The organism is Marinicellulosiphila megalodicopiae (genome assembly GCF_045862395.1).
In the GTDB taxonomy this organism is placed as follows: domain Bacteria; phylum Pseudomonadota; class Gammaproteobacteria; order Pseudomonadales; family Natronospirillaceae; genus Marinicellulosiphila; species Marinicellulosiphila megalodicopiae.
Map to the genome: position 1 here is coordinate 3,324,166 of NZ_AP023087.1, position 14,015 is coordinate 3,338,180.

16 protein-coding genes and 1 tRNA gene are annotated in these 14,015 nt (G+C 33.0%); 9 read left to right on the forward strand and 8 right to left on the reverse strand.

What is annotated here, in order from left to right:
• Positions 1-1,019: 1,019 nt before the first annotated feature.
• Together TYM08_RS14275 and TYM08_RS14280 are read right to left on the reverse strand one after the other, a co-directional pair.
• A complete protein-coding gene (locus tag TYM08_RS14275) occupies positions 1,020-1,355 on the reverse strand; it encodes a hypothetical protein (protein WP_422379822.1) in 336 nt (111 codons plus the stop codon).
• Between the two features lie 74 nt (positions 1,356-1,429).
• Positions 1,430-2,284: an Rpn family recombination-promoting nuclease/putative transposase gene (locus TYM08_RS14280; RefSeq protein ID WP_422379823.1), complete on the reverse strand. Its 855-nt coding sequence runs from the start codon at positions 2,282-2,284 to the stop codon at positions 1,430-1,432.
• Positions 2,285-2,824: 540 nt separating this feature from the next.
• On the opposite strand from TYM08_RS14280, the gene TYM08_RS14285 reads away from it, so the two are divergent.
• The 9 genes from TYM08_RS14285 to TYM08_RS14325 all read left to right on the forward strand — a co-directional run bounded on the left by TYM08_RS14285 (position 2,825) and on the right by TYM08_RS14325 (position 9,899).
• Positions 2,825-2,900 (forward strand) — tRNA-Arg (locus tag TYM08_RS14285).
• A 376-nt stretch (positions 2,901-3,276) separates the two neighbouring features.
• Positions 3,277-3,846: a hypothetical protein gene (locus TYM08_RS14290; RefSeq protein ID WP_422379824.1), complete on the forward strand. Its 570-nt coding sequence runs from the start codon at positions 3,277-3,279 to the stop codon at positions 3,844-3,846.
• On the forward strand, positions 3,846-4,175 hold the full coding sequence (locus TYM08_RS14295) for a hypothetical protein (protein WP_422379825.1): 330 nt from the start codon (positions 3,846-3,848) through the stop codon (positions 4,173-4,175). The genes TYM08_RS14290 and TYM08_RS14295 overlap by 1 nt, the downstream gene beginning before the upstream one ends.
• Positions 4,165-4,641 (forward strand): tetratricopeptide repeat protein, encoded by a 477-nt coding sequence (locus tag TYM08_RS14300; protein WP_422379826.1) that lies wholly within the window; start codon positions 4,165-4,167, stop codon positions 4,639-4,641. Before TYM08_RS14295 ends, TYM08_RS14300 begins: the two co-directional genes overlap by 11 nt.
• Positions 4,638-5,789 carry a tetratricopeptide repeat protein gene (locus TYM08_RS14305; protein WP_422379827.1) on the forward strand — a complete coding sequence of 384 codons (1,152 nt, stop codon included), beginning with the start codon at positions 4,638-4,640 and terminating at the stop codon, positions 5,787-5,789. The genes TYM08_RS14300 and TYM08_RS14305 overlap by 4 nt, the downstream gene beginning before the upstream one ends.
• A complete protein-coding gene (fliQ, locus tag TYM08_RS14310; RefSeq protein ID WP_422379828.1) occupies positions 5,789-6,055 on the forward strand; it encodes a flagellar biosynthesis protein FliQ in 267 nt (88 codons plus the stop codon). Before TYM08_RS14305 ends, fliQ begins: the two co-directional genes overlap by 1 nt.
• 2 nt (positions 6,056-6,057) lie before the next feature.
• Entirely contained in the window at positions 6,058-6,801 is a 744-nt protein-coding gene (locus TYM08_RS14315) for a flagellar biosynthetic protein FliR (RefSeq protein ID WP_422379829.1), read from the forward strand.
• Positions 6,801-7,856 (forward strand): EscU/YscU/HrcU family type III secretion system export apparatus switch protein, encoded by a 1,056-nt coding sequence (locus tag TYM08_RS14320; protein WP_422379830.1) that lies wholly within the window; start codon positions 6,801-6,803, stop codon positions 7,854-7,856. The genes TYM08_RS14315 and TYM08_RS14320 overlap by 1 nt, the downstream gene beginning before the upstream one ends.
• Positions 7,857-7,862: 6 nt before the next feature.
• Positions 7,863-9,899 carry an FHIPEP family type III secretion protein gene (locus tag TYM08_RS14325; protein ID WP_422379831.1) on the forward strand — a complete coding sequence of 679 codons (2,037 nt, stop codon included), beginning with the start codon at positions 7,863-7,865 and terminating at the stop codon, positions 9,897-9,899.
• Here the strand turns inward: TYM08_RS14325 and TYM08_RS14330 are convergent.
• Genes TYM08_RS14330 through TYM08_RS14355 form a run of 6 tightly spaced genes read right to left on the reverse strand, consistent with a single transcriptional unit; the run spans position 9,889 to position 14,015 of the window.
• On the reverse strand, positions 9,889-10,497 hold the full coding sequence (locus TYM08_RS14330) for a sigma-70 family RNA polymerase sigma factor (RefSeq protein ID WP_422379832.1): 609 nt from the start codon (positions 10,495-10,497) through the stop codon (positions 9,889-9,891). The genes TYM08_RS14325 and TYM08_RS14330 overlap by 11 nt on opposite strands.
• Positions 10,498-10,510: 13 nt before the next feature.
• Positions 10,511-11,266, reverse strand: a complete 756-nt coding sequence (gene fliP, locus TYM08_RS14335) for a flagellar type III secretion system pore protein FliP (RefSeq protein ID WP_422379833.1) — start codon at positions 11,264-11,266, stop codon at positions 10,511-10,513.
• Positions 11,244-11,507, reverse strand: coding sequence for a flagellar biosynthetic protein FliO (locus TYM08_RS14340; RefSeq protein WP_422379834.1), 264 nt, complete (start codon positions 11,505-11,507; stop codon positions 11,244-11,246). The genes fliP and TYM08_RS14340 overlap by 23 nt, the downstream gene beginning before the upstream one ends.
• 2 nt (positions 11,508-11,509) lie before the next feature.
• Positions 11,510-12,448 carry a FliM/FliN family flagellar motor switch protein gene (locus TYM08_RS14345; protein WP_422379835.1) on the reverse strand — a complete coding sequence of 313 codons (939 nt, stop codon included), beginning with the start codon at positions 12,446-12,448 and terminating at the stop codon, positions 11,510-11,512.
• 3 nt (positions 12,449-12,451) lie between these two features.
• Entirely contained in the window at positions 12,452-13,621 is a 1,170-nt protein-coding gene (locus TYM08_RS14350; RefSeq protein WP_422379836.1) for a flagellar hook-basal body complex protein, read from the reverse strand.
• Between the two features lies 1 nt (position 13,622).
• Positions 13,623-14,015 (reverse strand): flagellar hook assembly protein FlgD, encoded by a 393-nt coding sequence (locus TYM08_RS14355; RefSeq protein WP_422379837.1) that lies wholly within the window; start codon positions 14,013-14,015, stop codon positions 13,623-13,625.

Below are 14,015 nucleotides of genomic sequence, written 5' to 3' on the forward strand. Positions count from 1 at the left end.
TAACTGGAATTTACAATTGCAAACAGAGACATTGAGCCATTTTTATAACGCTATTTGGTAGAAAAAGGCATAACAAAATGGAAAGGATATTAAATGGCTGAATAAATTGGCAGCGGGCTGGATTTTTCGTGAGGGTTATACAAATTGGTTTTTTAAATGATTTTGATAGTTTTTTCAAATAAGCAAAAGTGGGTGTCTGTTTTGGGTCCGTTTTCAAATAAGCAAAAGTGGGTGTCTGTTTTGAGTCGTGTTTTGAGTCGTGTTTTGAGTCGTGTTTTGAGTCGTCTGTCTGTTTTGGGTCGTCTGTTTTGAGTCGTGACGATGAATCCGGAACGATCGTTTTCAACACTGTAGGCTCGGGATTCATTCCGAGGGTTTTTACTAATTTTGTTTTTTGAATGTTTTTGTTAGTTTTTCGGAATAAATCCCGAACCTACAGATTAAGGTTTGTTTTTTCGGAATAAATCCCGAACTTACAGGGTCGGAATTTATAGTGGGAGTAAGCAAAAGTGCGTGTCTGTTTTGAGCCTTCCTATATTGTAGGCTCGGAATTCATTCCGAGGGTTTTTACAAATTTTGTTTTTTTGAATGATTTTGTTAGTTTTTCGGAATAAATCCCGAACTTACATGGTCGGAATTTATAGTGAAAATAAGCAAAAGTGGGTGTCTGTTTTGAGTCGTAGTTTTCAACACTGTAGGCTCGGGATTCATTCCGAGGGTTTTTACAAATTTTGTTTTTTGAATGATTTTGTTAGTTTTTCGGAATAAATCCCGAACCTACAGATTGAGGTTTGTTTTTTCGGAATAAATCCCGAACTTACAGGGTCGAGATTTATTGTGGTAGTAAGCAAAAGTGGGTGTCTGTTTTGGGATCTTTGTTTGGTGTCTGTTTTGGGATCTTTGTTTTGGGATCTTTGAACTTACAGGGTCGGAATTTATAATGAGAATAAGCCAAAGTGGGTGTCTGTTTTGAGTCTTGTTTTGGGATCGGTGACGATGAATCATGTTTCTAAAGGTTTTTAGGCATTTTTAATTAATTTGTTTATTTGATCACTACCTAGCCCAGTAATTTCTTGAATAAATTCAACACTTGAGCCGCTTTGATGCAATGCTAATGCTGTTTTAATTTGATTATTGTATTCACCCTGCTCTAGCCCCTGCTCTAAGCCCTGCTCTAAACCATCATCAAATGCAGTATCAATTACGTTATTTAAATCACGGTAGTACTTTAAACTGTTTTCATAGGACATTTCAGTTGCAAACTCAGATCTGTCTCTATCTAGTGCTTTTTTAAACGATTCTTGAAAATCTCCCCGAATCGACTCATTTAGATATTTAGTTATTTCTTTCGACATTATTAATCTTGTTTTTTTGATAACGGTTTGATTTAGTTTTAAATCATTTTTTATAAAATAGTGCATATCAATTTCTAAGACATTATTTTTTTAATTTCAAGACCAGTAATTTCTTGAATAAATTCAATACTTGAACCGCTTTGATGTAAAGCTAACACGGTTTTAATTTGAGTATTTAGCTCTCCTTGCTCTAAACCATCATCAAATGCAGTATCAATTACGTTATTTAAATCTCTATAATATTTCAAACTATTTTCATAAGACTGTTTTGCCTCTGGCTCTAGCTGTGCAATCTCTGCTTTTTTGAAAAATTCTTTAAATATCTTCTCTTGTAGTTTATTTGGATATTGATCCAATTTTTCAAGATTTCTTAGTACGTATAAACAACGATCAAAATGCGTTTCTAATTCGTCAATTGTTTTTGAAAACTTTGGCATTTCTAAATAGATAAAGGTTAATTTATCGTAGAATATTTCATTTGTATCTATGTCTTTTAATTTTACTTTATAGAAATATTTATCAGGACTATTTTTATCCTCATCAAATACAAAATCTAAAATCCCAATGGTATAAACTGCCTTTAAATTATAATTCCAATCGCCCTTTAACGCTTGTTCGCGAATTGGGAATGTTGAGTAATATAAGCTTCGCTCTTTGAAAAAATTCTGTTTGGATTTTTGTAATTCGACAATGAATTTCTCGCCTTCTTGATTTTCGCAATACAAATCGAAAATGGCCCGACGATCAACAATGCTCTCGCCTAATTGTTCATTATTGATGAATGTTAAACTGACAATTTCTGATTCCTCACCCTGTAATAGTGTATTCAAGAAGTCTATTAACGCTTCTTTGCTAGACTCTTCGCCAAATAATTTTTTGAAACCAAAATCGGTAAACGGGTTAATGTATTTGTCAGTTAAACTTAGCATAATCACTCGATAACAGTAAAAGTCGTAGTCAGAAGTTCGAAATCCAATAATATCGTAATAGTTTAAATATGCCTTAAAAATTAGTGTTTTTGCGCTGATGGAACAAAAAGGCTGAATCAAAAAGGGAGATTCACTTTCATTGTTGATTAGCTTTAGATCAAAATCGCTGAATTCCCGACTGAAAAACCATCGAGAATAGCGAGCCGACAAAAGTGGCTGGGATATTGATGGTCCACCCTAGAGGATTCGAACCTCTCTCACACCCTTCGGAGGGTACAATTCATAAAACTTCGATTTATTAGAATAATCGAACACTAAATAAAAATACACTACATATACAGCATATTAATGAATTTCAAATAATTTAAAATCGATGACAATTTTAGCAATAAAAAATTTGTGACAAGATTGTGACAGATTTGTGCCAAAGCACAATTAATCAATAGTTTTTAAATGAAAATTGAGTGTTTTTTGACCACATGGTAAAAGTTTAATTTTAGCCTTTGATAAAACAACCAAACCCCATATAATAAATTCAATCCACCCTTAGTTTATTTGGATAAAATAAGCCCCTCCGAAGGGCTAGAGAGAGGTTCGAATCCTCTAGGGTGGACCAATTTCAAATAATTAAGTAACTCAGGTAACTTTTAAATTATCTGTATTTTCCCAATCTAACCAGCGCCTAAAACCCATCAATCTATATCTTACCAGCACTTTTCAGGAGTAAAAATCTGGAACCGATCCATCCTAAGTTATTTCAAACTTTGCTGATATAAACTCAATTAACAAAACGACTCGCACACAACCTTAGTTATACTTCGCCTAAATCAGCAACAATTAATATCACAATTATTTTTCCTACCATCTTTGTGAGACTCTTCATGTCCAGACTAGATTCATTTCATGCTGGGCAAGGCTGTAACTTTTACTTAATCAGCTTATACGATATAATAACCGCCTGACATTACTATAAAAGTATTAAGTGATTATATATGACGGATCTAGTCTTTAACGAAGCAGAATCGATAGCACTTCTAAAGTTTCATTTAAAAAAACAGGATTTAGAAAGCGCGCTTTCTTTAGGTAAACGGGCAGTCATTTCATTTCCCGAAAACAACATCATTCGATTTATATTGGCCAGTGTTCAAAGTGATATTGGACTATATGAGCAAGCACAAAAAGATTATTTACACTGCTTAGATGCTGACCCTGAGTTCCATTTAGCTCGATTCCAATTAGCATTAATGTATTGGAACCACTCACATCAAACACAATCAGTCGATGAATTTCAACAGATTGCAAATAGTGAACAGGAAACATTTCTCAACCATTTTTCTCGTGGTTTTATTCAACTAAGTGAAAACAACCTTTCTGAAGCAAAAACACACTTTCAAACCGGTATGACCAACAACCTACTATTACCAGATTTGAACACTGACATACAAAAATTGATCAATAATTTAGAAACTAATAAAACAGACAATAATGTAGAAAGTGAAATGTCTGATAACGCCGCATCAGAATCAATCACCCCGGCACATTTAAGTAAATACTTTTCATAATGAAAATCGATAAATACCAAGCACTTTCTCAAGTAACGAAAACAATAAATGAGAAAGTCGCTAAAAAAAAATCCGATCAGCCAAATAAGGTCAAGCTAAAGGTCTCTTTAGAGTCATTGTTAAAAGCGGAATTTATCGATCAACAAGATCTTGACCCAGAACAAACGGTTAAAAAATTTATAAAGGTTGTGTTAATCCAAGCGTTAGGTGAAACCATAATTGATCACAGTAGATATTCGGATATGAACCAAAGTATTTATGACGCTTTAAAATCACAATCTAAAACGTTACAAACATTAATCTCGGAGATTAAAGACTGTGTTAAATGAACATGATTTTAAGCAAACTATTAAAATTGCAATGAACGAATTAAGTACCGAGCAATTTGAATCTGCGTTAAATACGCTAAAAAATATTGAAAACGAAAATATCGCAAAAAACAATGAAATATTTTTAGGGCTTTTATCAAGTGTGTATTCAAGCCTGCAATTGTTTGATACTGCACGAGAGTATTTAGAAAAGATTTTAATGATTAACGCTGACAATCATTTAGCACGATTTCAAATAGGCATGACCCACTTTCAACAGAATAACTTAGACCAAGCTAAACAATATTGGTTACCTATTTTAAGTTACGAAAAAGATTTCACGACTCATTTTTATTTTTCATTTATTGAAGAAGCACAAGGCAATAAATCAAAAGCTTTAGAATTGATTCAAATTGCTAAACAACGCTGTGAGCCCAATCATCCAATTTACCAACAAATTATGAATAGAGAAACGAGCCTAGTATGAATAAAATTGAATTATACAAAGGCTATTTAGCCCAAGACCCGACTAATGAAATTCTTATTTTATCACTTGCTCAATTGCTTCATGAAAATGGTAAATTTACTGAATCTTTATCGTTATTAGATAATCTTTTATTAGATCAACCAAACCATGAAATTGCCTTATCTAGAAAAGCCAGTGTATTAATTTCTAATGGATCAGCCTCTGAAGCTAAAGAAATTTTACAAAGCTTAACTAACACGAATACTATATCGGTTGAAATCAAACATAATCTGGCTGTGGCAATTTTTTACAATAAAGAAATTGATCATGCAATATCAGAGTTTGAAAAACTCCAGGAGATTACAAACTTAGAAGCATCCAGCAATAAGTACTTAGCCGCTTGTTTTTATTCAAAAGGTGATTTTGAAAAAGCAATCGATTATATCAATAAGGCAATATCCATAGAGCCAACTGATTATTTGAAAGGGTTTGAATCGGTTATTTTATACACTAGCGGACAAATCAAACATGCAATTGAGGTTGCAAACTCGGTATTACAAACCTCCCCTGAAAACTTAGATGCTCTCTCAGTTATGGGGACCTATTGCATTGAGCAATTTGAAACAGCTAAGGCAATATCACATTTTGAAAAAATGAGATCTATAAATAAAAATGACTGTCGTGCATTTAATGGATTAGGTCTTTGCTTAATGCAAAATGGCAACTCACTTGAAGCCATTAAAAACTTCAACCAAGCCGTTTATTTATCTCCAACAAACCTAGGATATATCGCAGTTCTTGCTTGGTCTTACATCAACACTCAAAATTTTGATCAAGCAGTATCCACCTTTAAGCAAGCACTAGAAATCGAAAACAACTTCGCAGAAGGCCATGGTGGATTAGCAACTGCCTATATGTATCGCTCACAAATTGATTTAGCAGAAAAACATTGTGCTATTGCTTTTAAGTTAGATAAACAGTGTTTCAGTGCTATTTACTGCCAATCAGTTTTACTAACATTAAAAGGCAAAATGGAAGTAGGTCAAAAAATATTAGCAAAAGTATTAGACCAACCTCTTCGACCTGGCGAGCCGTCATTAGCTCAAATGATACAAAAACAAGCGTTAAAGCAACAACCTGCCACCACCAATCAATCGAGATTAAATTAATGACTCAAGAACTTGCCATCACTTTATCATCCGAATTACTTTGGCTTGCCATCAAAGTGATGGCACCTGTTTTAGGTCTTACTATGTTAGTTGGATTAATCATCAGCTTTTTTCAAGTGATTACACAAATCCAAGAAATGACGTTAACTTTCATACCGAAATTAGCCATTGCCGCGTTTTCTTTAATTGCTTTTGGTGGATGGATGCTAGCTTTATTAGTTGATTATGCTCGTGAATTGATCGCAAATATTCCTAACATGTTTTAAATATGGATTTAATCGAGCTTAACAATATTAATCAAACACTAATTGTCTCATTAAGACTATTACCTGTTTTTTTATTCAGTGCAGTTTTTGCATTTAAAGGCATCCCTTTAAATGTAAAAATTTTGTTAAGTATTGGTTTTGCTTTAGTGAGTGCCGGCATAGTATCTAGCCAAGTAATTTTTCCAAAACTCACGCCTATCATTGTATTTACTGAAATAATGTTTGGATTGTTTATAGTTCTTGCCATCAATATTACCTTTTCAACGTTCCAAAATGCTGGAAGAATGCTCGATCTTACAATCGGCTTAAGCACGGCTAATTTGATCGATCCTAGCACTAAAGAAATGGGGGCATTATTTGGTGTATTTTTAAATCTATTAGCAATCATAATGTTTTTTAGTATCAATGGTCACCACGCATTACTTAAAGCAATTTTTTCGATGTATGAAACTTATCCCCCAGGTAGTTTATTACAAAACAGTGCCTTAAATACAATACTGATATTATTCAGCCAAAGTTTTGCCTATGCATTCATGCTTATCACTCCGATCATAACCGCTGTATTTATTATTGATTTGATTATGGCCGTATCCGCTAAATCTATGCCTCAACTAAATATATTTATATTAAGCATTCCAATTAAGATCACGGTGGGCATCATAGTTTTAGCCATTTCACTTCAATACTTAATTCCATTAGTTAATCGTATTTTTTCCAATTTATTTATATCTCTTGGAGTTTTGTAATGGCAGATGAAGACGAGGACAAAACCGAACAAGCCAGCGAACACAAACTACGTGAAGCAAAAAAACAAGGCAATATTCCTAAAAGCATTGAGTTTAATAGTTGGGTAGTACTGGTATCTGGTCTAGTTGCATTATTATTTATTGGCAGTGAAATTTTAGAAGGCTTAAAACAACTTTGGTCGTTTTGGTTTTCACAATCTGCCAATATTCAAGTTAACATTCAATCCGTTGAATATACGTTTTATAGAGCTTTAAAAGTTATTGCTATTTTACTGTTCCCCTTTATTCTTATTTTAATCATTGCATCCATTATTGCTAACATTATGCAAACTGGACCAATATTTACTACTTTCCCAATTAAACCTGACATAAAAAAAATCAATCCAGTCACTGGGTTTAAAAAGCTATTCTCTAAAAAAACTCTGTTTGAAGCTGTAAAAACTCTGATTAAATTCACGGTTATATTTACAGCAGCAACATTGATTTTAATCAATGCCATTCCTACTTTTACGCAACTGCCCTCTCTTCCTTTAGAATCGGCTATGAAATTCATGTTTAATGAATTTAAATTCACATTAATTATATTATTAGCTGCATGGGCAGTGATTGCATTGATTGATTTAATTTATTCAAGACGATCATATAGTAAAAAAATGATGATGAGTAAGCATGAAGTAAAAGAAGAATATAAAAAACGCGAAGGTGATCCTGATATTCGATCAAAGCGCAAACAAATTCAACGTGAATTAAATGAACAATTAAAATCTCTTGGTAATGTCAAACAAGCAGATGTCATCATTACCAACCCAACCCATTTTGCCATTGCATTAAAATTTGATCGGTTAAAATCACCTGCACCAATTATTATTGCCATGGGTAAAAACAATCATGCTTTAAATATCAAAAAAGAAGGAAGAAAACATAATATTAAACTTGTTGAAAACAAACCATTAGCACGAAAAATATGGAAATCTGGTAAACTGAATCAAAATCTCCCAGCAGAATTATTTGCTGAAGTCGCCAGCATTTATATTAAACATAAATTAGTTAAGTAGTCATCTATGAAAATATTATCAACCATCAAACGCCTTTTTGGCAAACATTCAGACATTATTTTTGTACTGGGCATTATGGGTATATTAATGGTGTTGTTCACACCAATTCCTGCAATGTTATTGGATATATTAATAATCATAAATATAAGCATTGCGTTATTAATATTACTACTTACCTTTTATGTTGATAAACCGATTAGGTTTTCAACCTTCCCTTCTATTTTACTGATTGCAACACTATTTAGATTATCTCTCAATATTGCTTCAACACGACTTATACTAGACAACGGTAATGCAGGTGAAGTGATTAATGCTGTTGGTGATTATGTGATTTCAGGTAACTATGTCATTGGCTTAATTGTATTTATAGTATTAATTGTTGTGCAATATGTCGTTGTAACCAACGGTGCACAGCGTGTAGCAGAAGTTGCTGCACGTTTTACGCTAGATAGTATGCCAGGTAAACAAATGGCCATTGATGCCGATTTGAATATGGGCGTCATTGATGAAAAACAAGCTCAAGCAAGACGCAAAGAAATCGAAAAGGAAAGTAGTTTTTATGGCTCGATGGATGGAGCAAGTAAATTTGTAAAAGGCGATGCGATAGCAGGTATTATTATTGTAATAATAAATATTGTAGGTGGTTTAACCATTGGCATAGCACAGCTGGGTTTAAGCTGGGGAGAAGCATTAAACACTTATACATTATTAACAGTAGGTGATGGTATTGTAACGCAAATTCCTGCATTAGTTATTTCAACAGCAACAGGTATTATTGTAACAAGAGCCTCTTCTGATGCATTTTTAAGTAAAGAAATTCAAAGCCAATTTATTGCCCAACCTAAAATTTTATTTATAGTTGCCGCTACCTTGTTAGTCATGTTATTTCTGCCAGGCATACCTAAAGCACCGATCATTGTTATTTCAATCATTTTATTTGCTGTAGGATATTATGCCTATAAAAAGAAAAAAAATGGTGAAACGGTAGAGGATTCGGTTACAGGTGAAGACGATCAAAACGACCCCCTTGCATGGATTGATGTTCATGAATTCTCAATCCATTTAGGATCAGAAGTCTACCAAGCACTACAAAATCAATCGGCTTTATATCTACAAAAAATTGAAGCATTACGTGAAAAATTAGGCATGACTTATGGCGTCATCATTCCTGATATCAAATTAATTGAAACTAAGTCTATTGAAAAAACGAGCTATCAAATACAAATTCACGGTGTACAAGTTGCTCAAGGGGAGATTTTGTTTGGTAAATCGCTGGCCATTGACCTTGGAGTAAAAAACAAAATAACCGATGGGATAGAAACAACTGATCCAACCTATCAATTACCAGCAATTTGGATTGATGACACACAAATATCAATAGCAAAAAAATCAGGTTACAAAATAGTAGATGCAAGTACTGTTTTATTTACCCATTTGAGTGAAATTACTGAGCAAAAATTAGCAGATTTATTTGGCTTGTCTCAGATGGATTTGTTATTAGATCGAATGCGTAAACGTTCAGAAGAAATGGTCCAAGATGTGTTAACTCAAAAAGTACCTAAAGCGGTACTGCATCAAATACTTAAAAAGTTATTATTACAAAAAGTATCCATTCGTCGAATAGATCCAATCATCCAAACATTAAGTCAATTTGATAAAGTGTCAGCAGAAAATATTGATACGGCTATACAGTTAATACGTATGAACCTGTCAAACAATATCATTCAAAACCTATTAAATGAAAAACAAGCACTAGAAGTAAAAGTGCTTGCTCCAGATCTTGAAAGACAAATTATCAGTTCATTACAAAACAACAAAATATCTTTACCACCTAGTGATGCTGAAAAGTTAATCAGAGAGATCGCACAGTTCCATAAACAACGTCAGGCACAATCACTAGAAAGTATTATTGTGACGGCACCAGAAGTTAGAAGTGTATTTTGGGAGTATTGTTCAAGGTTTGTGCCTGGCATTCACATAATTAGTATGGGTGAAATTGGATCAACCACAAATGTTCAGTCTTTAGGCACACTTAAAATTTAATATCGGATATTAAACGTAACTCTTGTATAGATTGCTTATGGATTTGTGAGATACGTCCCTTGGATAGTTCAAGGGACTCACCCATTTGAGCAAAAGATTGTCCATGAAGATAGATGCCTTTTAATACTTGCTTGGCCTTTCCATCTAATCTTTCAATATTTTCATATAATCTACTGACATCTATCGCACTATCAATCTCGTTATAAAGTTTATCTTCTGCTTCTTCTGGTTCAATTATTTCATCTAAGATAAAAGAAAAAGCCAAATCAACAACTGTATTAGCTGCTTGATTTAAACTGATGGAATCTGAGTTAGGCGTAATAGATTTTTTACGTTCAGTTGTTAAATGTCGATTATATAAAGATAACTCTTCTGAATATTTAGCCAGTAAATTAAGTATCTCACCTTTTATTCTTTTTCCTGCATACCATTGAAATGGGATATCTTTTTTTAGATCGAACTTTTTCTCACAGATCAAAAGACCAACAAATCCACTTTGGACAAGATCAGAAAAATCAACGGATGCATTTTTAATTTTGATAAAAATGACTTTAGCAATAATTGTACAAATTTCGTGCTGTTCTTTATAACTTAGCATAATACATCACCGTTTATGTGAAACTACCAAGCAGACTTCTAGCGATTAAAGCCCAACCATCAATTAGAATAAAAATTAAAAGTTTAATTGGCAACGACATCATCATCGGCGGAACCATCATCATCCCCATTGACATCAATAAACTAGACACAATGATATCAATTAATAAAAAGGGTAAAAATATAATAAAACCTATTTGAAATGCCGTGAATAATTCACTCAACAAAAATGCGGGAGCCAGATCAAAAATATTGACTTGCTCAATTGATGTCGGCAACGATTCGGCTTTTAATTCGTATATTAATTTTAAATCTGACTCTCTGGTTTGATGAATCATAAATTCTTTAATCGGTTTTTGCGCCTCTACAATGGCACCATCAAAACTTAGTTCACCACTTTTATAAGGTTGATAAGCCTGTTCATAAACTTCCGTGTACACACCACGCATTGCAAAAAAAGATAAAAAGATAGCCAGGCTAATCAATACCGCATTTGGAGGGGTTTGCTGTAAACCTAATGCCTGCCTTAATAATGATAATACAATAATAATACGGGTAAATGCCGAAGTAATAATTAAAATAGAGGGCGCTAAAGAAAGCAAAGTAATGAAAAAAATAATTTCAATTGGACCTGCAATCGTTTGATCCGATACCGCAGAAATAGCATCCGATGCTAGGTTACTACTATCCGCAGCTGAAGCGTTTAAAAAAACAAATGGCAACAACAGTAACAATACGACACTAAATTTATTTTTTAGAAATTGAAACATGCTTACTAGACTCAGTTAAAATATATTGTTGACCATCACACTCAACAACATAAATTGAGGTAAACCTATTGATCATTTTTTTATCTATTACTTTAATATTGGAATCAGGTTGACCATCTTGTTTCATTTTATATTTTGCGTACATATAAGATGCAATAGCAATACACAATAAAACAGCGCACACGATAATGAACATTGTAAAATCAAAACCTTGTGTTTTTAAAGCTAACCCTTCATTCACAATTAAATACTCAGCGATGCAATATCAGTGACTTTAATTGAGAATTCACCATCCTCGATGGTTAATACTCCTTTACCCACTTCAATGCCATTGGCTTTTAAAACGACTAAATCATCTATACTTTGATTTAATTTTATTATTTCACCCGATTTTAATTCACTTAACGTTTTTAAACTAATCTCACCTTCACCTAATTCGATAGAAATTGGTACTTGAATCGATTCTTGAAGTTGATTAACACCAATAATTTGCGTGGATTTATCGCTATCTTGTACTAACTCTTGATACTCTATGTTTGATTCTTTTGATGATACATCAGTCATATTCGACTCCAATAGTAAGGATTTTTTACCCTGTTGCTGTCCTAAAAAACCAGTTAATTTTTGATCTAACACATGGATATTTAAAGGAATATTTATTTTGTGGCCGGATTTTAAAACGTCGCCTATTTTTAACGATTGAATCCGCTGATAACTGTGTAAAGTTGTCAGAGTACTGACCTCAACCTTTGTCAGTTTTTTTGAAATTAATCGATTAATATTCACCGAATGTTTTTTTGTCGATGAAGATTGCAGGCAAAACTTTTCAATCATTGATTGATTAGGTACCACATAAAACTGCAGATCTTCTTGTATATTTTTGATCGTAATATAAAAACCTAAATAAACATATTCTTGTGCTGGCAACTTAAGTGTATAACCGAAATTTTCAAATGCAGACTTTGAATTCTCAGTCCATTTTCGCTCCATAGCGTTTGGCACAGCGTTAAATTTCTGCTGAATTAAAAATGAAATATCATTTATATTATCAGAAACATTAATTGTATTAAGAGCAAATTCAATCGAGACATTATCAAAATCGAACCAGTTTTTACACCAAGACTTTAAATCTGTAGTCAGTTGATTTTCAATAAATTTTAAAAAATTATTACCTATTAACATCCATTAACCTTTAGTCGCTTCAAGCAATTGCTGTAACATTTCATTAGCTGTTGTCATAACTTGAGATGAAGCTTGATAACCACGTTGTACAATAATCATTTCTGAAAATTCCTGTGATAATTCAACGTTAGATAATTCCAATTTACCGCCTGAAATTGTTGCACCAATTGCTCTTGGGTCAACAAGTTTTAAATCCAATGAATTATCTAAACGAAACATATTATTCTCAAATGAAATTAAATGATCAGGCGAAGTTATATTTGTAATTGCTAATTGAGGGCCTGTTCGCTCCTCTTCATTACTATAATTGAATTGAAATCTTCCATACTCATCAATTGAAATATTTGATAACGAGCCAAGTTCATTACCATCTTGCTCTTCAAAAGCAGCGGTGCTTTCACCTGTATTTGAGTTTGAATTTTGAACACCTGAATATAAGCCTGCTTCACCAAAATTTATAGTAAAATCAGATTGTATACCTCTGTCGCTTTCAATCGACATCGAAATTTTATTAAAACCCTCTTTTGGCGTACCATTTTGTAAAAACTCAATAGAGACAGGGCCAGTTAATAATTTATCATCTTCATACACTTCAACAAACCACTGATTATCTATTTCAGTATCCAAAGTAGTCATTTCAATTGTCAGGGTTCTTTTGTTTCCAGATCCATCAATGACTATCACATCACTAATCGTATGATTATCATACTTAGTAAGTAACTTACCTTTTAATTCTACTTCAGATGTCACCTTGAATGGGCCATCTTGATAATTTTCTGAATTAACTTTTTGTAGAGATCCATTAACGTTGACCATAACAAACGCATCGTCATCTCTTAATGTTAAAAATCCATCTTGTGAAAATCGAAACTGTCCATCTCTCGTCAATAAATATTCACCATTTTTTTCAATGACAAAAAACCCAGCCCCTTCAATACTTACATCAGTGTTTTCACCTGTTTCTTTTAGGTCACCCTGAGCTAAAATCATTTGCGGGGCTAATGATTTTACGCCATCGTTTTGTGTTCCATTATGCGAAACTAATGATGTAAAACTGTTGTCATTTTTTTTATAAGCAGTTGTATTTAAGTTTCCAACATTTGAACTAATGCCACTTAACCCGTTTGAAAACGACAGCATTCCAGCTAGGCCTTTATAAATTGATCCAAGCATATTAGTTAGTCTCAGTATTTAAAGTATCGATAATTTCAATTTGTGACATCGTTATACCACTTTTAAAATCTCCTTGATCATCTACAATCGTGAATTCAGGTATGCCCTCATTGTAGGTAATCGTAATTACTTTCCCTTTAACCACCGCTTCTTCAGTTGTAGCTTGAATAATTCTGTCCAGTAAATCAATACCTAAATTAGAACTTGATATTTGAATTAAATTTTCAATACTATCATTAAGCTGCTTGGTTTGCTCCAAAGTCGTAAATTGAGCCAACTGTGCAATAAACTCCTGATTATCCATTGGTTTTAATGGATCTTGATAATTTAATTGAGTTAACAAAATTTTAAATAAATCTTCTGACCCAATACTGCTATTTGCTTCAACTGGCAT